The sequence below is a fragment of the Clostridium sp. FS41 genome (assembly GCF_000954015.1).
Classification (GTDB): domain Bacteria; phylum Bacillota; class Clostridia; order Lachnospirales; family Lachnospiraceae; genus Enterocloster; species Enterocloster citroniae.
In genome coordinates this window covers 311627-331793 of sequence record NZ_JYHN01000061.1, presented here as the reverse complement: position 1 = coordinate 331793, position 20167 = coordinate 311627, and the positions used below count along the sequence as shown (strand labels likewise).

Genomic DNA, 20167 nt, shown 5'->3' with positions numbered 1-20167 from the left:
GTTTTAATTTGTCTGTTTCAATTTAATTGATAAGCGGTAAACAACCGCTGATATTGCCGCTGTGATAAATTCCGTGATCCAAAAAGCGCTCCAGACCCCAACAGGCCCCCAGATCCTGCACAGGATAAAGGCGGCAGGAATAATGATCACCACATACCGAAACAGTGAGATAATAAGGGACTGCGTTCCCTTCCCAAGTCCCTCCAGCGCTCCCGAGGACGTGACGGAAACAGATGAGACAATAAAACCGGCACTGATGATGCGAAGGGCCTTCTGTCCGGATAAAACCGTTTCAGGATTACTGGTGAACAGGCTGATAAGCTGTTTCGATGCCGTCAGGCACAGGACGGTTCCCAAAACCATGATGATACAGCTCATACAAAGGGTCATGTCATATATCCTTCTGACCCTTTTATGTTCTCCGGCACCGTAATTATATCCAATGATAGGGCGCATTCCCTGGACAATTCCATTGGCCGGTAGATAGAGGAATGTCTGTAATTTATAATAAATCCCCAAAATCACAACATAACTCTGTGAATACAGGGCTAAAATCCCATTCAAAAACGAAACCAGCAGAGAGGGAAGGGCAAGGTTTAAGATCGCGGGTATGCCGATGGAATAAAGCTTTAGATCCATGCTCCTATTGAACTTCAAATAATTCCGCCTGATACGCACGGGAATGGGACGCGCCAAATACATGAAAACGTACACTGCCAATGTGATCACCTGTCCGATCCCGGTGGCCCAGGCCGCACCGGCGATCCCCATTTCGGGGAAGAATCCGATTCCGAAAATCAACAGGGGATCCAGTATGATATTGGAAATGCATCCGCACAGCATACTGATCATGGTCATCCCCATCCTGCCCACGGACTGAAACATTTTCTCAAAGGAAAGACCTATCATAATCACCAGGGAAAACATAAACACAAGAGTGGAATACTGTATTCCCAATTCAATGACACCTTCATCAGATGTAAACATATGTAAAAAAGCCGGCATGATGGAAATGCTTCCAACCGTAATCAAAATCCCATGGATGGCGGCAAACAAAAAGCCCTGGGTGGCGGCCGTGTCCACGCTTACCCTGTCGCCAGCCCCTGAGTAAAACGCTATCAGCGCATTGATCCCCACGCCATATCCGATGGCAACCGCATTGATCAGGTTCTGCACCGGATAGACAAGGGACAGCGCCGTCATGGCCTGTTCGCTGATCCGTGCAACAAAAAAGCTGTCCACTATGTTATACAGGGAATTCACAAGCATTGAGATGACCATGGGCAAAGCCATGGATACCAGCAGCGGCAGCACGGGTTTTTCTTTCATAAAACTGTCTTTCATTTTTCCCTCCATATTAAAATTCAGCTATTTCAGGCATTTCACTTTCCCAGATACACAAAAAGCCACACAATCACCCATGGGATGATTGTGTGGCGAAAAAAGTCAGACTGGAAAAGTCCACACCAAAATTTTAGTATTGACAGTATAGCATAAAGATCCGTGCCATGTCAAGGGATCGTGCTCCGGAATGAAATCCGCCTGTCAGCCGCCATTTCCCAGCAGCCACTCCACAATCCGCTTCTGTGCCTTCTTGGAATAATAAAACACATCATATTCATTTCCCTTATCACTGAGCCGCTTTTCCGCCTGGACCCCAAACTCTTCCCCTTCCTCTGTCAGCCGCTTCCGGGGTGTTCCATTAAGGAACCATATCTCAAAATTCCCAATGTCGTTCAGCCATTGCTCTACGGACTTTATGGTCAGGCGCTTCATGGATTCCCCGTCCCTTAAATCATTGATCTGGCCTATCAAGTCACTGAGGGATGCCTTCTCTGAATAATGGATCTGTTCCGCCAGTTCTTGTGTCATGATGAACTCGGTCTTGGTCTTCTTACCCTTTTTCTTTTTGTCCGGCTCCGGCTTTTCCTGGCTTCCATTCTCCCAGGCATCCATGGCCGTCTCCAGGTTCCAGTCGTCAAACTCATCACTGTCACTGGTAAAGTACAGGTCATCCCCGCCGGTATCATATGGCTCATCCGCCGGATCACCCTCGCTGCCAATAGCCCCCGCCTCCTCCATGACACAGGCCAGGAACCGTTCTCCGTATTTCTCAAACTTGAATTCCCCAACCCCGGACACGGTCAGCATCTCGGCTTTTGTCCTTGGCTTTACCATACACATGGACACCAGGGTCTTATCTGAAAACACAATATAAGGCGGTACATTTTCCTCCCTGGCGATCTCCATACGCAGGGTCCGCAGCTTTTCAAATAATCCCTCATCCGCATCCGACAGGGAAACACCTGCGGTCTTATTCTTCCTGGTCTTTTTCTCACTTTTTATCTTGGCGGGATGATCCTGTTCCTTGGCCATCTTCATCACAACCGGTTCCCCCTCCTCCAGAACCTGGAGGGATTTCCCGGTCAGCTTTACAATGGCATACTCATCATTGGTCACGGTGAGAAAATCCTGGAGCATGAGATGGTTCATCACCATCCGCAATCTGTGGGCGGGCACCTTGGCCAGCGCGCTGTAATAGGCGTTGGAGTCCATCCGGTACTGGCGGATCTTGGCCGTATTGGCTCCGCGGACCGTGTCAATGATCACATTCACCCCATACCGCTGGCGGCAGGACGACACACAGCCGATCAATGCCCCGGCAATATCCGTCACATCCACATTTTCAAACTGGGAAATACAGTTCTGGCAGTTGCCGCAGTAATTGGAGCCATACTCCCCAAAATACCGCAGGATATAATCCCTCAGACACTCATTGGTGAAACAGTAAAACGTCATCTTTCTCAAGCGGTCCCTGTCCCTCTCCTGCACGATCTGGCGGGTCAGGGGGTCCAGTTCCTGGTTATCCTGGTTGTTATCAATAAACAGCTGATTGGTGACCACGTCCTGGCCGCTGTAAAACAGGATGCATTCCCCCGGTTCCTGGTCACGGGAGCAGCGTCCTATCTCCTGGTAAAACGCCTCAATGCTCTTGGGCATATTATAATGTATGACATACCGGACATTGGATTTGTCGATCCCCATGCCGAACGCATTGGTGGCCACCATCACCTGACACCGGTCATAGATGAAATCATCCTGGTTCTGCCTGCGCTCTTTGTCGCTGAGACCGGCATGGTACCGGGTTACGGAAATGCCGTCCGCCCTCAATCTGTCGCTGACCTCCTCCACCAGTTTCCTGGTCAGACAATAGATGATCCCACATTGTCCTGGATGGATCTCCACAAAATTCTTAAGGGCTGCATATTTATCCTTGGGGGACTGTACGCCGAGATAAAGATTGGGGCGGTCATATCCGGTTGTAACCACCACCGGATCCTGAAGCATGAGAATATCTATGATATCCTCCCTCACCTCTTTGGTCGCTGTGGCGGTAAACGCGCTGACCACCGGGCGTTTTGGGAGTTTTTTTATGAAATCCACTATTTTCAGATAGCTGGGGCGGAAATCCTGTCCCCACTGGGACACGCAGTGGGACTCGTCAACGGCCACCATGGTGATCTTTGCGTGCAGGGCAAAATCCAGGAACCCTTCCGTCTCCAGGCGCTCCGGAGCCACATAGATAATGGGATAGCGCCCTTCCCTTGCAAGGCTGAGGGCTTTATAATACTGGCCCGCGGTCAGTGAACTGTTGAGATAGGCCGCATGGACACCTGCCTGATTCAGGGTTGACACCTGATCCTTCATGAGGGAGATCAGGGGTGAGATCACAAGGGTGATCCCCTCCATCATAAGCGCCGGTATCTGAAAACACAGAGATTTTCCTGAGCCTGTCGGCATGATCCCAAACACATCCCGTCCGGCAAGGATCCCATCGATCAGCGCCTCCTGGCCTTCCCGGAATGTATCGTAGCCAAAATACTGCTTTAATACCTGATATTTATCCATTAAGTATTTGATTCTCCTTATTTATTTCTCCTTATTAGCTCTCTTATATAACCCCCTGTAGATTGCAGGGGATTATCCTTAATGATTCATATCATACCATTTTCTGCAGCAAATTGCCATACGAGTTTTCCGGTATCGTACAGATCATACCCTCAAAGGGCATACTTCCCGGCAATATGTATCAGTTCCTGTATCATAGGCTCCTGATTGCTTTTCAGCAATGTCACGGCCACAATGTCGATCATCATGGACGGCCCGTCAAATTCCAGGCAGACCAGGCTTCCCGACTCGATCTCATTCTTAAGAGTGCTCCTGGCCAGAAATCCGATATGCCTGCTGTCGGAAACATATTTTTTGATCAGCTCCGCGCTGTCAATAAAAAAGCTGGTATTCAGATTCATTCCCGAACTTTTAAAAAGCTTGTTGGCCTCCTCATAGTAAACAGAATCCCTTTTTGTAAATAAAAACATCTCATCCGCAAAGTCCCAGGTCTCCGTAAATTCCCGGAATGTCATGCTGTTTTCAGACATGTCATCCAGATACGCTTTCATCGCCTGTGTACTGTAGCTGGGATACAGGCCGCCGGACGCATGGTCCAGATACGTCCAATGGGCAAGGGCCGGATAATACTCCCTCTCCTGTTTAAATTTTTCTTTTAATTCCATGTACTTCCCCTCCATCAAAGTTCTTATTGATCTGTGATTTTATTATATCCGCTATCATAACCGTGTGCTCACGGTTTATCCGGCCGGTGTGCCCGAAAAAACCGGCCCTGTGACATTCCATACCGCTCCAGTTTTATCAGGATCCGTTTTCCAGCATCATTAAAAAGGCCGCCCGGAACACCTGACATTTGTCAAATATTCCGGGCAGCCCCTTATCTCTTATCACAGACCTCTATGACGGCCCGCATCAATATAATCTACAGTTCCATACGGTACACGGTCAGTTCCGCTTCCTGCACCACGCCATCCGATGCAAAGGAGATGCATTTTCCATCCAGTGCAGGATAAACCCGGGGGGAGATGCAGCCGTTGTCATTAATAAACACTTCCAAAACAGAACAATCCAACAGGATGTCCACTTCCACCACCCCGTCCTCAGACCGGCAAAACCTCCCCTTTAACAGGTTGTGGTCCACCTCCTCCAAAAGGCTTGAGCTGCGCAGCGGCACCTCCATGGTCCCTTCCCTGGGATCAATGATAATGTCCGTATATTCTTTTAAGTCTTCGGTGGCAAGCACCCTGATGCTAAACGGGGCATCTGTCTTTACCCTGGCCACGACCTCAACCGTATTGCCTTCCATCCCAAACACGTGCCGTCCGGTGAATTCCCTCAGGGTAATGGATTCCGATTCACGCCTCAGCCGGTCAGTCTCCGGAAGACGCCGGATCACCAGTTCCTGTTTTTCATTCAGGGAGATCACTCTGGGGATTGCCTGCACCCCGGCCCATTCTCCGTCCGTATAGATCAGGCTGCGTGGAAATTCCCTGAGCCAACCCCACAGGTATGTCCTTCCCTGCCCGTCAAAGGAGATCTGTGAGGCAAAGAATTCCCCGTAATCAATCCTTCCGCTTGACTCAGATACAAAACAATACTGGTCGTCCATGGTCCCGATATGGTAGCGGACTTCCCTCTGATTCCACACAGAATATAAAAACAGCAGTTTGTCCCCAAACACCGCCACATTGGGGCATTCGATGATCTTGGTCGGCGTGCTGTTGCTGAAAAATTCCCCCAGATAGGTCCAGTGGCGGGCGTCTTCCCCTGTATAAATATGGACCGCCCCCCGCTTGCCATCGGAAATCCCCGCAATCAGCAGGTACGTCTTTCCCTTGTATTCAAATATAAAGGGATCCCTCCACTGGGTGAGCCTCTTTCCTCCGTGATCCTTCAGGGTAAGTACAGGATTCTCCGGAATCTGTTTCCAGGTAATGCCGTCATCCGTCACTGCAACCCATTGCTCGGAGCCATCGATCTGTCTTCTGTCTCCCGCTCCCACGCTTGTATAGATCAGTTCGATCTTTCCATCGTGGATATAGCTGGACCCGGAATAACAGTTTGTCTCCCCCCGGTCCACCGCTGGATATAAGGCGATGGGCTGATGATCCCAGTGGACCAGGTCCCGGCTTGTGGCATGGCCCCAGTGAAGATTGCCCCAGTGCCAGTCCGTGGGATTATATTGGTAAAACAGGTGATGTACCCCATCATGGAAAATGGGCCCATTGGGATCATTCATCCAGTTTTTTTCAGGTAAAAAATGGTATTTTGGTCTGTGCTGCATAGCGACTCCTCCGTAAAATTTATTTTCAGATATAATAGTTTGTATTTAACCTTTCACTGCTCCCGCTGTCTGGCCGCCCACAATATACTTCTGGAAAATCCCATAAAAGATCAGCTGGGGGATCAGTATGATGATCGTGCCAGCCACCAGACCGCTGTAATCAATGCTGTACGCTCCCCGGAACATGGACACCACCATGGATATGGTCCTCATGGCAGGGTCCTGGATCAGGGTTACTGAAAGAGGGTACTCATTCCATACATACAGGACATTAAAGATCACCACAGTGGCCATGATCGGCTTCATTAGGGGCATTACCACAGACCAGCAAAGCCTGATCAGCCCGCATCCGTCAATAACAGCAGCCTCCTCCAGTTCCGATGGAAAGGATTTTAAAAATCCCACAAACATCAGCGTATTAAAGGAGATGGATGATGCGGCCAGCGGCAGAATCAGCGCCGTGTAAGTCCCTGTCAGCTTCAGGATCACGTTGATCCTGTAAATTGGAAACAGCAGGATATAGGTGGGTATCATCAGGCCGCTGATGATATAAAGATATAATCCGTTCTGCAGTTTTGACGATCTGTATTTTAATCTTGTGAGCCCATAGGAACTCATAAACGTGGCTGCCAGGCAGATCGCCTCCGAAAAAAAGGCAATGATCATTGTATTCAGATACATGCTGCCCAAGGGCAGGATGTCCAGGGCCCGTTTGTAATTGTCCAGACTGAACTGCTCCGGCAAAGAAAAAGGAGTTGTCAATATTTCGGAATCCGTCTTAAAGGACATAAGGATGATCCACAAAAACGGGATGATCATCATCACGGTTATGACTACTACAATGCAGTTAAGTATCCGGTCCATCCTGCGGGCCGCGGTGGTATAATGGCTTTTTTTATCGGAATGTCCCATGTCTATTCCTCCCCTATCCTTTCTCTGGTCACACCAATATAGATAACGGCAAACACCGCTGTGAGCAGGAAGGTCACAATGGCAATGCTCATGCCATAGCCGTATTTGGTGGACTGGAATGTCATGTAATACATATACGTAACAAGAAGCTCGGATAAATGGTTCGGTCCGCCTGCGGTGAGCTGCACTACGATTTCAAATATCTTAAACACGCCTGTGATCAGCAGGATGGTCACGATCAGCAGGGTGGGCTTTATCATGGGGATGGTAATATACCACAGCTTCTTCGCTCCTCCCGCCCCGTCAATACTGGCCGCTTCATAGATATCGCCGGGGATCATCTTAAACGCCGCCATAAATATCGTAGCATTATATCCAAGCACCTTCCACAGATAGACAAATGCCACGGAATAAGGGGTGAGCGTCCTGCCCCCGATCCATTCAGGCTGTAAGGAAACCATGCCAAGCTGGCGCAGCAGGGCATTGACCAGTCCCATGCCGGGGTCCAGGATAAAGACCCAGATCAGCCCCACCAGGATCGGCGCAATGATATTGGGTGAAAAGTTCAGGGCTTTTGCCAGTTTTGTGCCGGGAAAGGCGCGGTCCAGCAATAGTGCCAGCAAAAATGACAGCGGTATGACCGTGACAGCAGACACACCAAGAACGATTCCGGTATTTTTAAGTGCAAGGAAAAACACTTTATCCTTAAAAAGAGTCATATAATTACTAAGACCTACAAATGTGGGAGAACCGATCCCTGTAAAATTCGTAAAGCTGTAGTAACATGCAATCCCAACCGGAACCACCACAAACAGCGTAAACAGAATCAGGGTCGGCGCCAGAAGAATCACAAATGATTGCTTTTTGCTGAGCCAGCGCATAATCTTGTCCTTTCTTAACAGAGCCGCCAGATTGTTCTGGCGGCCCGTTCCTGTCCCTTGTTTCTCAATTGCCGTGTATTACTGAATGGTTGCCTGTATCCCGTCCAGATAATCCACTGCCTCCCGAGGCGTATAGATCCCATTAATCACACCGCAGATGCTTTCCCTGTACTGGTTGATGATCTGGCCTGAGATATACATATCCGGACACACTGCCGGGCTCTCCCAGTCATCATTCATCATTGTGATCACCCTTGCAAAAACAGGGTATGTCTCTGCATCGATCTCCCCCTCATAACGTGTAACCGGAATACTCTGGTTATCCTTTGCAATGATCTCCGTTCCCTGTTTGCCATAATAGAATTTAAGGAAATCGATCACAGCCGCATACTTTTCAGGTTCCTCCTCCTTAAGGCGCGCAGATACCACGTATGGATGGGCAGGCGCTTTCATGGAAACCTCCTGTTCCCCCACTCCATCCTCAAAGGTTGGTCCCCACCAGTAATAGATATCCTTTGCCAGATCGCTCTGATCAAATTTTTTGGTGTCCCAGACACCGGAATTGAGCATGGCTGCCTGCCCTGACAAAAACTGTTCCACGGACAGGGCATAATCCGTATTCTTAGCATTCTCAGAAAACACGCCCGCATCCCTCATATCGGAAAGCTTCTGGTAAAATTTCAGATAATCCGGATTGCTCCACTTGTCCGTGCCCGCGATAATTCCGTCAATATGGTCATAGAAACCATATCTGCAATGGGCGTTTTCCCAGGCCCAGGCAGTAAACACGTCCTTTCCTCCCTGTGCCACGGGAATGATGCCATTTTCTTTTAGTACAGTGCAGCATGAGATGAAATCCTCATAGGTAACAGGCATCTCAAGGCCGTATTGGTCCAAAATGGCCTTGTTGACCCAAAAGCCATTGGACTGCAGCTCACATGGTATCCCATAGAGCTTTCCGTCAATCTTCAGGGAATCCAGGACATGAGGAAGAAACGTGTCCGTCAGTTCCCGGTCATTTAAAATATCCTCGGACAGGTCTGCCAGATATCCGGCTTTTGCCATCTCCACAGCCACGGGCTGGCGGATCCAGAACAGGTCCGGCAGCGTGTTGCTCTGGGCAGCCATCTGGATGTTTCTTGTCAGGTCATCCGCACTGGCCCCGGTCAGTTCAATGGTCACATTGGGATGCAGCTTCATATACTCCTGCACCACCCCGTAAACCTGGGGAGCCTGCTGTTCAATGTTTGCCACATGCTCGGCAAATGTAAATGTGATCTGCCCTTCCCCTGCCGCGCCCGCTGCCGCATCTCCTGTCTTATCCCCCGACAGTCCTGCCGCAGAAGTTTCCACAGAGGTCTCTCCCCCGGCTCCCCCGGGAGCCTTGGCCTCCCCTGTTCCTTTGCAGCCCGTAAGCAGCGCTGCCATCGCCATACCTGTTATTCCCAGTAATATCCCCCATCTTTTTTTCATGTCTGATCCTTCCCTTCCTCTTTGCATGTATCCTACAGAAGTACCTTCATAGAAGTATTTTTAAAAGTATCATTATAGAAGTATTTTTACTGAATTGCGTGTCACCAGCTTTGGATCCAGAACCAGCCTTGCCGGGGGCTTGCGCTCCCCTGTGTCCGACTCTTTGAGCCGTTCCATGATCAGCTCGGACGCAAGGTTTCCAATGGCCTCAAAGGAGTGGGACACGGCGCTGATGTCAAATGCCGCGGTCCAGGCCAGGTCATCATAGACAATGAGGCTTACGTCATCAGGAACCTTGCGGTTCATCTCACGCAGGGCCTGGACCGTACTCACACTGAGCCGCTCCCCCACTGACAGGATCGCCGTGGGTTCGATCTCCCGTATCCTGGTTTTCAGCATTTCCTTAATATTATCCACATAAGTCATAAGGCAGATACACTGTTCATCCATGGGGATACCCAATTCCTGATATGCCCTGGCATATCCCTCCTCGCGTTTGACCAAAAGGGGGTTGGAACGGGTGATCAGCATGATCCTCCTGTGTCCGCTCTGGAGCAGATGTTTCACTGCCAGATATGCTCCCAGCTCATCATCGATGAGTATGGTATCAATATCCGGATACAAGGGCCGAAACAGCTGGAGCAGCGGATAGTTCTGGGCGATCAGCCGGTTCACGGCCTGCTGTGGTTCTCCCAGGGCAGGAACAAAGATCAGGGCGTCCGCCCTACATTCCATCAGCGCCTGTATATCCTTCCCCTCCTGCTCCCAGCTTTCCGCATTGGATATGGTGATCAGATGATGTCCGTACCGGTTCAGGCCCTTTCTGATCTCATTGACCATGGCGCCGTAAAAGGGATTGGTAATATCATCAATGATGACCGCTATGGTTTTCTCCGTATTTCCTTTCTGCGCCGCCTTGTGGACATATCCCAATTCCCTGGCTGCTTTCATCACCTTTTCTTCTACTGTAGGACTTGCATATTGATTACTGCTAAATACTTTGTAAACGGTCGGCACTGACACACCGGCCAGCTTTGCTACATCCTTAATATTGCTCATTTTTCCTCCTTATAGAACAATACGGGATGTTATCTAAAATAATTATCTCCATATTTGCGTATAATTATTTTAAATTTATGAGATAATTATATTTTATTTCATCCGTATTGTCAAGTGTTTTATATGGATTTATCCGTAAATTTAGAGATAATTATCTCTTTACCAGGGAAATGCAGGTGGTTTCACCGGATTATCCACATATTTTCCATATAATTATATCACAATTATTTTACTTTTCAAGATATGTGTAAAATAATTTATATGATATTTTTCCGGTTATTTCTCCGGCTATGTGTAAATAGGATCCAATACAAAAAACAACTGCACGATCATCACTAAATCGTGCAGTTTAAATCACCACTTATTCTCACTAACCATTCATTCTTACTAACCATTGAGCCCCGTCAAAGCACCGTCCGCTCCACGGCCTTCTTCCACCCCAATATCTTTTCCCGCCTTACCTCCTGGTCCATCCGGGGAACATAGCGCTCTCTTCCGGAATCCCCAAACAGGTCTGTAATGTCATAGAAGCCCAACCGGATCCCGGCCATATAGGCCACACCAATGCCGGAAAGCTCCTCATCCCCAGGCACCTCCACCGGTATTCCCAGAACATCTGACTGGAACTGCATCAGATACCGGTTTCTCGTAGGACCGCCGTCCACTCTCAGGGCGGCAATGCCTCTGCCGGTTCCTTTTCCAAACTCCCGGTCCATTAATACCAGCACATCCTGGATCTGGTAGGCGATGCAGTCCAGGGCGGCTTTTACCAGCTCGGGTTTTCCCGTCATCCGTGTAACCCCGGTAATCAGGGCCGTGGCATCGCTGTTGTAATACGGAGCCCCCAGTCCTGTGAATGCAGGGACAATATACGTCCTGTCCCTGGGATTTGCCTTAAGGGCCAGACCTTCCGTTTCAGAGGCATGTTCAATCAGCCCCAGCTGCTTCTGCAGCCAGGTAATGACAGCCCCTGTGTAATTGATATTGCCCTCCAGCACGTACTGGACCTTCCCTCCCCTGGACCAGGCCAATGATGCAGCCAGACCCTGATTGCTGAACACAGGTGCATCACCTACATTCATCATAACCGATGAACCTGTTCCGTATGTGGCTTTGGCCATTCCCGGCTCAAGGCATCCCTGGCCGAATAAGGCGCCGTGGGAATCCCCCATGACGCAGCTGATGGGGATCGCCTCATCAAACAGCCCCTCCATGCGGGTCTTTCCGAATATGGCGTCTGAATCACAGATTTTAGGCAGGCATGACACAGGGATGCCGAATATACGGCAGATCTCCCTGTCCCATGTGAGGGAGCAAAGGTTTAAAAGCTGGGTCCTGGATGCGTTTGAGTAATCTGTTTTAAACTCAGCCCCCTGGGTGAGTTTAAAAACCAGCCAGGAATCTATAGTCCCGCAGCACAGGTCCCCCTTTTCCGCCAAAGGACCTGCTTCCGGTACATTTTGAAAGATCCATGCCAGCTTGCTGGCTGAAAAATAAGGGGACAGCTCCAATCCGGTCCGGTCTTTGATCATTGCGGAATACCCCTGTGCCTTGACCCCTTCGCAGATCTGTTCCCCCCGGGGACACTGCCATACAATTCCGTGGAAAATGGGCTTGCCCGTTTTCCGGTTCCAGGCAGCTACCGTCTCCCTCTGGTTGCTGATCCCCAGTCCAACGATCTGTCCCGGCAAAATCCCGGCCTCTTCCATCACCCATTTCACAGCCGCCTTTGTATTTTCCCAGATTTCCTCCAGATCGTGCTCCACCCATCCGTTCCCGTCCACGATCTGGCGGTGCTGGATGTCATGCCTTTGGATCATCTTCCCTGACCGGTCAAATATCAGTGCCTTGGTTCCCTGGGTGCTCTGGTCCACGGAAAGCATATACTTTGTTTCATGTTCCATTCCATTACCTCTCAAGCGCTTCCTTTGCCGCAGCCGTGATCCCCGCTGCATTCAGTCCGTAATAATCAAAAACTTCCCTGGATGTTCCGGACACCACCGGACTGTCCGGCAGGGACAGGTTTATCACCTTTTTAGGGCAATGGCCTGCCACTGCCTGGCTTACCATGGAGCCAAGGCCGCCAAAGGGCGAGTGCTCTTCCACTGTCACCACTGCCCGGGCTTTTCCTGCCTCTTTTAAGAGGGTGGATGTGTCAAGGGGTTTTACACAGTACATGTCAATCACCTCTGCCCGGATTCCCTCCTCTGCCAGACAGGAAACCGCATCCAGGGAAGGACGCACCATTTCACCGCAGGCCACGATCAGTACATCCGCCCCCTGTTCCTGCCGGTTCAGCACATTAGCCCGGTCCATCACAAAGGGAACCTTTCCCTCCTCATACACATCCTCCACCGCATTCCTGCCCACCCGTATATAGGCAGGCTTCTCATCCTTTAGCAGCGCCTTCACAAGGCAGGCTGTCTGGTGGCGGTCGCTGGGCAGGTACACCCTCATATTGGGGATGGACGACATTCCCGCAATATCCTGGGCAGAGTGATGGCTCATCCCCAACGCTCCATAACTGATGCCTCCGCTGATGCCTATGAGCTTTACATTGGTATTGGAATATGCCACGTCCACCTTTGCCTGCTCCAGGCTCCTGGTGGAGAGAAAACAGGCCGGTGACGCTGCAAAGGACTTTTTCCCACTCCTTGCCAGCCCTGCTGCGATCCCCACCAGATCCTGTTCCGCGATCCCTGTCTCCACAAACTGGTTGGGGTATTCCTTTGCAAAAGGCGCCAGGGAAGCCGAACCTCTTGAATCACTGCACAATACCACGATATCCCTGTCTTTTTTTGCTTCCTCACAGAGAACCTGGCATATCACTTGACGGTTTGCAACCTTATTCATATACAGATTCCGCCTCCTTTCACCTTTTCATCCAGTTCCCTCACAGCTGCCTGATGCTCCTCATCCGTAGGCACCCGGTGGTGCCAGCCCGCCTGGTTCTCCATAAAGGACACCCCGCATCCCTTGATGGTGTTGGCGATCACAACCGTGGGCTGTCCTTTCTGCTGCCTGGCTTCTCCAAAGGCCCGGTCCAGGGAGGGGATATCATTCCCGTCAGCTGTCACCACATGCCAGCCAAAGCTGGAAAACCGCTGTCCCAGGTCATCATGGTGCATGATCTCCTCGGTGGGGCCGGATATCTGGAGCCGGTTTCGATCCACTACAGCGCACAGGTTATCCAGTTTATAATGGGATGCCGCCATCACGCCTTCCCACACGGAGCCTTCCGCCAGTTCACCGTCCCCCATCACCGTGTACACCCGGTAGTCCCTCTGATCCATTTTCCCTGCCAGGGCCATGCCCACGCAGACAGGTAGCCCGTGGCCCAGGGAACCGGAGTTCATTTCAATGCCTGGAAGCTTATTGTTTGGATGGCCTATGTACGGGGAATTAAAAGCCGAGAACCTGGCTTTTACCTCCTCTATGTCAAAAAATCCTTTTCTGGCCAGAACCGCATAATAGCTTTCCACGGAATGCCCTTTGCTCAGGACAAAACGATCCCTGTCCCGGTCATCCATAAGCTCCGGCGAAATGTTCATCTGCCTGAAATACAGGTCTGTCAGGATCTCCATCACGCTGAAATCGCCTCCGATATGTCCGGTCCCGGCCCGGCAGATCATATCCAGCACATCCTTTCGCATTTCATAAGCCATTACTGATAAATCATCCATCTATCATACCTCCTGTATTAGAGCGTGTTTGAAAATTGCTTTCCGTCAGGACGGGCTTTGTGTTCCAACCTTATTCCCCTCGGATATACGCCTTTACCTCTTCCTCGATCGGGTCATACAGATCCGGTTTCACACCGATATACTTACATGCCTCATAGAGCACCGGGACCACCTTTTTATGGATTCCCACACAGTGGTGGATATAGGGACCGCATACCAGCTTATCCTCCAGACGTTTTAAGTTTTCCACCTCCACCCACAGGTAGGTGCCCTTTGTGTAGGGGCCTTCGATCCCCTTTGCATTTCCCATGAGCATGGAATACTCGCCGTTGTCCCCGTCAAATCTGGCCAGCGTCACATCCCCGTATTTGGCCAGGGCCTCCACTGCTCCCGGATGGTCAAATGCCAGCGGATATCCGATCACCGGCTTTTCCTGGGCCACGGAAATGGGCCAGGGACCACAGTGCTGAAGCAGTTCCCCGTTTTCATTGTCCGGATGGCGCACGGTCCAGTCGGCAAAGAACCCTCTGGTCCCGTCCATGGCAGCCGCCTCCACCATAACCGCCGTGATGGCGCCGTGTATGTCCGTCTCGCACACCACCGGCAGCCCCTCCTCGTTTAACAGGGAATTGGCCGCGCAGGGCATGATGCCCAGCTCGCCCTGAAGGGCATTCCAGCACTGGATGGCCACTGCATTGCAGCCGTATTTTACCGCAAGGCGTTTCATGGCCACCTTCATGGCGGCTATATTTTCCAGTTCCTCCTCCTTGACCTTCACATCCATGGTCTGGCGGCAGTATTCCATCACACGCTTTACTTCTCTGCCCTCCTCTTTGGCCAGCTTCACCTGAGCCGTAAGCTCGGGCATGGGAATGGGCGCCAGCTGGATATTGAATTTTTCCAGAAGTTCCCCCTCGTTGCACATGGTGGACCAGAAGTCAAAGGGCCTGGGAGCGATCTGGAGGATCCTGGTGTTCCTGAACACCCTGACCACATTACAGACAGCCAGGAAATCCCTGATTCCCCGCTCAAACTCGGCATCCTCCAGGCGGCAGTTGGTCATATAGGTAAAGGGCACCCGGAATCTGCGCAGCACCTTTCCTGTGGCAAACAGGCCGCACTGGCTGTCCCTGAGGCGGATCCCGTTTTCATCCGGCCGCTCATCCCTCGGCCCCCAGAGAAGGACGGGAACGTTTAGATCCCGGGCCATTCTGGCCACCACATACTCGGTGCCGAAATTACAGTGCGGGAAAAACAGTCCGTCAATCCCTTCCCTGCGAAACTTTTCCTCTATTTTCAGCCGGTCCCCCTCGTCATAGAGCAGTCCCTCCCCATTGATATCCGTGATATCCACGAACTCTACTCCCAGCTCCTCCAGGCGTTTTCTGGTAAGCCCTGCATACTTGATCGCATCCGGCGCGCTGAAAATGCTTCTTCTGGTGGGTGCAAATCCGATTTTTATACTATTCATCCTGTCTCACCTCATTGTCATGGATTATTTAATGGATTATTTGTAACTGTTACTTATTTGTAAACAGCGCCAGTTTTGCATAGAAATCTTCCAGAATAAACCTGTGATCCACACGGTTGTACACCCGGATGGGGCGGTTCTGGCTGTTCTTTGCATAGGTCATATTGTCCGTGATCAGGGGCGCCTGGACCCAGTCATAATCAAACATATGGGCAAACAGCAGTACCCCCACTGCCGGCGAGTCTCCCAGGCACCAGTATTCCCCGGTCCTTGTGGTTGCCCTGGCAAAGGATGTGTGCCCATGCTCTTCCAGCTGGTCAAACAGATACCTGCCCAGCTCCCCGCAGGGACGGACCTTGTACTCCAGCTCCGCCAAAGAAACAATTACCTGGCTGTATACATTTCTGGGAATCTGCCATACAGGCATATCTGAGTTCATCACCACCCGGGCTGATCTGATATCATTGTTCAGATTGTATTCATACCCGCCTTCCGGATATTTGCCTCCTCCGATCCAGATACAGGTAAGGCGCCCCGCGATCCTGGGCTCCATCAGATAAGCGGACGCCATATCCGTAAGGGGTCCCAGAAAGATCACGTACAGCGGCATGTCCGACTCCTTCATGGCTTCCTCAATGATCAGCCTTGCCCCCTGGGATTCCACAGGCGTCTTCTCATCCGGCAGCCGGCGGTCCGCCCCTTTGTATGCCAGATCCCTTGGAAAATCCATGAGATCCAGCATTTTCAGGACCTCGTCATAGCTGTCCTCCATGCTGTGGGGACTTTTCTCATTGCCGAAATGGGCGGCAATGATCCCCCGGTTGTCAAACTTGGGGCTGAGCAGCGCATGGACAATGGCATACTGGTCATCCGCCTCATTCTTGGCATCTGTATTCACGATCAGCCTGACCATCTTACCCTCGGGTATCCTGAAATGATAATTGTTATAAACCATAATATTCTCCTTTTCATGTTTGTTTTTTAATGCTTTGCATCTCCTGTTGGCCGGGCTTCCGTCTTCCGGCTCCTATTGTTTTACCGCTCCGGCCATTCCTTCCACAAAGTATTTCTGGAAGGACAGGTATACCACCAGCACAGGTACGATGGAAATCAGCACGCCTGCGTTCAGCAGGCCGTAATCCGTTCCATACTCCCCAATAAAGCTCATCAGGCCATTGGGCACTGTCCTCAGTGAATCGCTGGTGATCAAAATACTCTGTAACAGGAATTCGTTCCATGTATTCAGGAAATCCACGATAAATACGGTTGCAATGGCAGGCTTTGTAATGGGAAGTATGATATTATAGTACAAACGCAGCTTACCGCATCCGTCTATGTAAGCGGCTTCGTCCAGGTCCTTTGGAATGGACCTCATAAATCCTCTCAGCACCAGTATGCCGTACCCGATACCAAACCCCGTGTACACCACAAACAGGCCCGCATAGTTGTTGATCAGATTGTAATTGGAAAATGCACGGTTTAATGGGATCAGGGCCATCTGATGAGGCAGCATCATGCCCAGAAGGAAAAATACAAAGATGGCTGTCTTGTGTTTAATGTTCAGACGTGTGATCGCAAATGCAGCCAGGGATTCCACCAGAATGCCCAGAGGGACCTTCAACAGGCAGATGATAAGGCCGTTCTTCATGTAGGTGCCCAGCCGTCCCTTGGTCCAAGCATCTGTGAAATTGGACCACTTTAACTGGTCCGGCAGGGAAAACAGGCTGTTCCCGGAATAGAAATCCCCCTGTGACTTTAGGGCTGTGATAAACACAGTGACCACGGGAGCCATCCAGAGCAGGGCCAGCAATGTAAGCAGAATATAAAAAATGATTTGCTTTCTTTTCTTCTTCATTCCCGTTCCCCCTTAGTCTTCCTTGGCAGTGTAGATCACATATGGCACAATGATAAAGATCATCATCAGGAACATGGCGCTGGCAATGGCGCTGCCCTTGCCGAAGTTGTTGTACATAAACGTCTGGGAATACATGTAGGTTGCCAGGGTCTCCGTGGCATTTCCCGGCCCGCCGCCTGTCATTACCTTGATGATATCGTACACTTTCATGGCTGCTATAATCAATGTTGCAAAAACAACAACAAATGTCTCTTTCAGCATGGGAACCGTAATATGGATAAAGGCTTTCACCTTGCCGGCCCCGTCAATGGTTGCCGCTTCCAGCACATCCCCGGGAATGGTCTGGAGCCCGGACAGAAAAAGGATCATGGGCTGGCCGATCCCCTGCCAGAGAGCAGCAAAATATACACAGTAAAGAGCGATCTTAGGCTCTGAGAGCCAGGCCACCTTCAGGTTTCCCAGGCCAATGACTTTCAGGAATTCATTGATAAATCCCATATTGGGGTTATACATCCATTTCCAGATAACGCCTACCACAACCCATGAGAGCATATAGGGCACATAGAAAATGGCCCTGTATACCACCCTTCCCTTAAAAGAGCGGTTTAACACCACTGCCAGCAGCAGGGACATGGTCACGGTGAAAAGAACGGTCAGAAGGATCCAGATAAAGTTGTTCTTTAAAGCTGTGATAAATACCGGATCCAGTGTAAACAGATTTACATAATTCTTAAATGCCACAAATTTCTTTTCCCCAATCCCATTCCAGGAAAAAAAACTCAGGTAAAAGGAATACAAAGTGGGTACGATCACCACGGAACTGAAAATAACAAATGCCGGTAGCAAAAACAAGTAAGCCTTTATATCTATTTTTTTCTGTTTCAAGGAATACCTCCTTCTGATGCATAGCCGGGACGGGAATGGGTCTTCAAACACGCCCCTGAAGGTGAGGCTGTGCCTTACAGTGCACATAAGGCACAGCTCCTGACCTCTCTTTTACTGATTCTCTGCAAGATAAGACTGGATGGCAGTCTGCACACTTGCCCCCACTTCTTCCGGTTTCATGTTTCCGATCACCACATTATCCTGTGCCGCAAACATCTGGTCCGCCACCTGGGCAGGCAGGGCCTGATCCATCTGTGTATAGATACCGCAGGCATCCATCAGTTCCATAACGCCGTCCGCAATGGCCAGTGACTCAGGAAGCTGAGCCCCCTTTAGGGCGATGGGCTGCTCAATATTAGAGAATTCAGGATTCTCATCCGCGCTGTAATAAAAATCCCAGAATTTTACAATTGCATCCAGCTGCGCGTCAGTTACATTTTTATTTACCTGGGTCATCTTCACATAGGCTGCCATACGTCCGCTTCCGTCCCCGTTGGATTCGGTTGGAAAAGCAAAAAAGCTGTATAAGCTGGTATCCTGCTCCGCGTTCAGGATCTGGGAAGCCATGGTGGGACTGTCAATGATCATGGCACAGGTGCCGTTGTACAGGTACATCCTGCAGTCATTGGGATCCTCGGTCAGGAAGCCTTCATTGAAATATCCCTTGTCCGTCCACTCCTTAAACTTAGCAAATGCCTTTGTCACTGCCTCGGATGTTCCCCAGTCAGTGGTCATATTGTTCAGTCCGTCATGCTCCTCGGCTCCGCCGTAATATTCCAAAAGGTCCTGGATATATCTCATTACGTGCCATCCGTACTGTCCGCCGGTAGCAAAGGGAATAACCCCGCCCGCTTTCAGTGTCTCACACACTGTTTCCAGCTCCTCAAAGGTCTTTGGAACCTCCAGGTTAAACTGTTTAAAAATGTCCTGCCTGTACCACAGGTTCATCATGGCAACGCTCTGGGGAATGCCGCTGAGCTGTCCTTCCAGTGTACACAGTTCCAGTGAGGAAGCCAGATATTTGTCATCCCAATTGTGTTCCTTTGCGTATTCCGTAAAGTCATATGTAAGCCCGTTGGCCGGATAATAACTTGCCAGGCTCCCGCCCCAGTTGTACCACATATCCGGTAAGGTGCCCGAAGATGCCGCCACCTTCAGGTTTGCCTTGATATCGTCTGTTGAATAGTAGGTGGGTGTGATCTTGATCTGCGGATTCTTCTCTGTAAATGCGGCAATGATCTTGTCCTCAAAATCTTTTCTCTGGGCCATGGACCAGAAGGTCAGTTCCACCGCTTCCCCCGAAGCTTCCTGTCCTTTGGTGCCTGCCTCCGTTCCAGCCTGGGCGGAAGCCGCCTGGGTGGTCCCTCCCTGGGTTCCCCCTGACGCTCCTCCTGACGCTCCTCCTGAGCCGCCGCATCCTGTCAGCATACTGCCTACCATCCCCGCACAGACCAATAAACTCAATAATCTTTTTTTCATGCTTCTCTTCTCCTTTGTTTTTATTAAAATTTTAACATTATCTGTCTTACATTCATTACTTTCCATATTAATGTTAAATTTTTTACTAAATTTAATTGAATTAAATTTGACTTTTATTTCAATATTTTCTCAATTTTAAATTTTTTAATTGAACTTATCGATAGTTTATATCAATTTTACCCATTTTTCAATGGATATATTGCATTAATATTGTGATATTTTTTTGTTAACTTTGTACACCAACATTCTCGATTGAATTTCTCCATTTAAATTTAT

16 protein-coding genes are annotated in these 20167 nt (G+C 50.0%); all 16 read right to left on the bottom strand.

Going from position 1 to position 20167, the window contains the following annotated elements; translation table 11 throughout:
* Positions 1-3: 3 nt before the first annotated feature.
* Positions 4-1344: an MATE family efflux transporter gene (locus tag CLFS41_RS16090; protein WP_045092829.1), complete on the bottom strand. Its 1341-nt coding sequence runs from the start codon at positions 1342-1344 to the stop codon at positions 4-6.
* 201 nt (positions 1345-1545) lie between these two features.
* Positions 1546-3909, bottom strand: coding sequence for a DNA helicase RecQ (gene recQ / locus CLFS41_RS16085; RefSeq protein ID WP_082082607.1), 2364 nt, complete (start codon positions 3907-3909; stop codon positions 1546-1548).
* 152 nt (positions 3910-4061) lie between these two features.
* A complete protein-coding gene (locus tag CLFS41_RS16080) occupies positions 4062-4574 on the bottom strand; it encodes a LysR substrate-binding domain-containing protein (RefSeq protein ID WP_045092828.1) in 513 nt (170 codons plus the stop codon).
* A gap of 257 nt (positions 4575-4831) precedes the next feature.
* On the bottom strand, positions 4832-6193 hold the full coding sequence (locus CLFS41_RS16075) for a glycoside hydrolase family 32 protein (RefSeq protein WP_045092827.1): 1362 nt from the start codon (positions 6191-6193) through the stop codon (positions 4832-4834).
* Between the two features lie 45 nt (positions 6194-6238).
* Complete coding sequence (locus CLFS41_RS16070) at positions 6239-7105, bottom strand: carbohydrate ABC transporter permease (protein WP_082082605.1); 867 nt, start codon at positions 7103-7105, stop codon at positions 6239-6241.
* 2 nt (positions 7106-7107) lie between these two features.
* Entirely contained in the window at positions 7108-7986 is an 879-nt protein-coding gene (locus CLFS41_RS16065) for a sugar ABC transporter permease (protein ID WP_007860922.1), read from the bottom strand.
* A gap of 78 nt (positions 7987-8064) precedes the next feature.
* A complete protein-coding gene (locus CLFS41_RS16060; RefSeq protein WP_048929880.1) occupies positions 8065-9459 on the bottom strand; it encodes an extracellular solute-binding protein in 1395 nt (464 codons plus the stop codon).
* A 72-nt stretch (positions 9460-9531) separates the two neighbouring features.
* Complete coding sequence (locus CLFS41_RS16055; protein WP_045092826.1) at positions 9532-10518, bottom strand: LacI family DNA-binding transcriptional regulator; 987 nt, start codon at positions 10516-10518, stop codon at positions 9532-9534.
* 404 nt (positions 10519-10922) lie between these two features.
* Positions 10923-12422 carry a glycerol kinase gene (locus CLFS41_RS16050; protein WP_007860925.1) on the bottom strand — a complete coding sequence of 500 codons (1500 nt, stop codon included), beginning with the start codon at positions 12420-12422 and terminating at the stop codon, positions 10923-10925.
* Between the two features lie 4 nt (positions 12423-12426).
* Positions 12427-13371 (bottom strand): transketolase C-terminal domain-containing protein, encoded by a 945-nt coding sequence (locus tag CLFS41_RS16045; RefSeq protein WP_045092825.1) that lies wholly within the window; start codon positions 13369-13371, stop codon positions 12427-12429.
* On the bottom strand, positions 13368-14201 hold the full coding sequence (locus tag CLFS41_RS16040; protein WP_045092824.1) for a transketolase: 834 nt from the start codon (positions 14199-14201) through the stop codon (positions 13368-13370). The genes CLFS41_RS16045 and CLFS41_RS16040 overlap by 4 nt, the downstream gene beginning before the upstream one ends.
* Before the next feature lie 70 nt (positions 14202-14271).
* Entirely contained in the window at positions 14272-15672 is a 1401-nt protein-coding gene (locus CLFS41_RS16035) for an L-fucose/L-arabinose isomerase family protein (RefSeq protein WP_045092823.1), read from the bottom strand.
* Positions 15673-15721: 49 nt separating this feature from the next.
* On the bottom strand, positions 15722-16627 hold the full coding sequence (locus CLFS41_RS16030; RefSeq protein ID WP_045092822.1) for a nucleoside hydrolase: 906 nt from the start codon (positions 16625-16627) through the stop codon (positions 15722-15724).
* A 72-nt stretch (positions 16628-16699) separates the two neighbouring features.
* Positions 16700-17527 (bottom strand): carbohydrate ABC transporter permease, encoded by an 828-nt coding sequence (locus CLFS41_RS16025; protein WP_007860930.1) that lies wholly within the window; start codon positions 17525-17527, stop codon positions 16700-16702.
* A 12-nt stretch (positions 17528-17539) separates the two neighbouring features.
* Positions 17540-18412 (bottom strand): sugar ABC transporter permease, encoded by an 873-nt coding sequence (locus CLFS41_RS16020; protein WP_040415200.1) that lies wholly within the window; start codon positions 18410-18412, stop codon positions 17540-17542.
* A 111-nt stretch (positions 18413-18523) separates the two neighbouring features.
* Positions 18524-19891, bottom strand: coding sequence for an extracellular solute-binding protein (locus CLFS41_RS16015; protein WP_045092821.1), 1368 nt, complete (start codon positions 19889-19891; stop codon positions 18524-18526).
* Positions 19892-20167 lie beyond the last annotated feature (276 nt).

What these genes read in the sequence shown, in the direction of transcription:
- CLFS41_RS16090 (WP_045092829.1), bottom strand. Translation starts at nt 1,344, where the DNA reads ATGAAAGACAGTTTTATGAAAGAAAAACCCGTGCTGCCGCTGCTGGTA.
- recQ (WP_082082607.1), bottom strand. Translation starts at nt 3,909, where the DNA reads ATGGATAAATATCAGGTATTAAAGCAGTATTTTGGCTACGATACATTC.
- CLFS41_RS16080 (WP_045092828.1), bottom strand. Translation starts at nt 4,574, where the DNA reads ATGGAATTAAAAGAAAAATTTAAACAGGAGAGGGAGTATTATCCGGCC.
- CLFS41_RS16075 (WP_045092827.1), bottom strand. Translation starts at nt 6,193, where the DNA reads ATGCAGCACAGACCAAAATACCATTTTTTACCTGAAAAAAACTGGATG.
- CLFS41_RS16070 (WP_082082605.1), bottom strand. Translation starts at nt 7,105, where the DNA reads ATGGGACATTCCGATAAAAAAAGCCATTATACCACCGCGGCCCGCAGG.
- CLFS41_RS16065 (WP_007860922.1), bottom strand. Translation starts at nt 7,986, where the DNA reads ATGCGCTGGCTCAGCAAAAAGCAATCATTTGTGATTCTTCTGGCGCCG.
- CLFS41_RS16060 (WP_048929880.1), bottom strand. Translation starts at nt 9,459, where the DNA reads ATGAAAAAAAGATGGGGGATATTACTGGGAATAACAGGTATGGCGATG.
- CLFS41_RS16055 (WP_045092826.1), bottom strand. Translation starts at nt 10,518, where the DNA reads ATGAGCAATATTAAGGATGTAGCAAAGCTGGCCGGTGTGTCAGTGCCG.
- CLFS41_RS16050 (WP_007860925.1), bottom strand. Translation starts at nt 12,422, where the DNA reads ATGGAACATGAAACAAAGTATATGCTTTCCGTGGACCAGAGCACCCAG.
- CLFS41_RS16045 (WP_045092825.1), bottom strand. Translation starts at nt 13,371, where the DNA reads ATGAATAAGGTTGCAAACCGTCAAGTGATATGCCAGGTTCTCTGTGAG.
- CLFS41_RS16040 (WP_045092824.1), bottom strand. Translation starts at nt 14,201, where the DNA reads ATGGATGATTTATCAGTAATGGCTTATGAAATGCGAAAGGATGTGCTG.
- CLFS41_RS16035 (WP_045092823.1), bottom strand. Translation starts at nt 15,672, where the DNA reads ATGAATAGTATAAAAATCGGATTTGCACCCACCAGAAGAAGCATTTTC.
- CLFS41_RS16030 (WP_045092822.1), bottom strand. Translation starts at nt 16,627, where the DNA reads ATGGTTTATAACAATTATCATTTCAGGATACCCGAGGGTAAGATGGTC.
- CLFS41_RS16025 (WP_007860930.1), bottom strand. Translation starts at nt 17,527, where the DNA reads ATGAAGAAGAAAAGAAAGCAAATCATTTTTTATATTCTGCTTACATTG.
- CLFS41_RS16015 (WP_045092821.1), bottom strand. Translation starts at nt 19,891, where the DNA reads ATGAAAAAAAGATTATTGAGTTTATTGGTCTGTGCGGGGATGGTAGGC.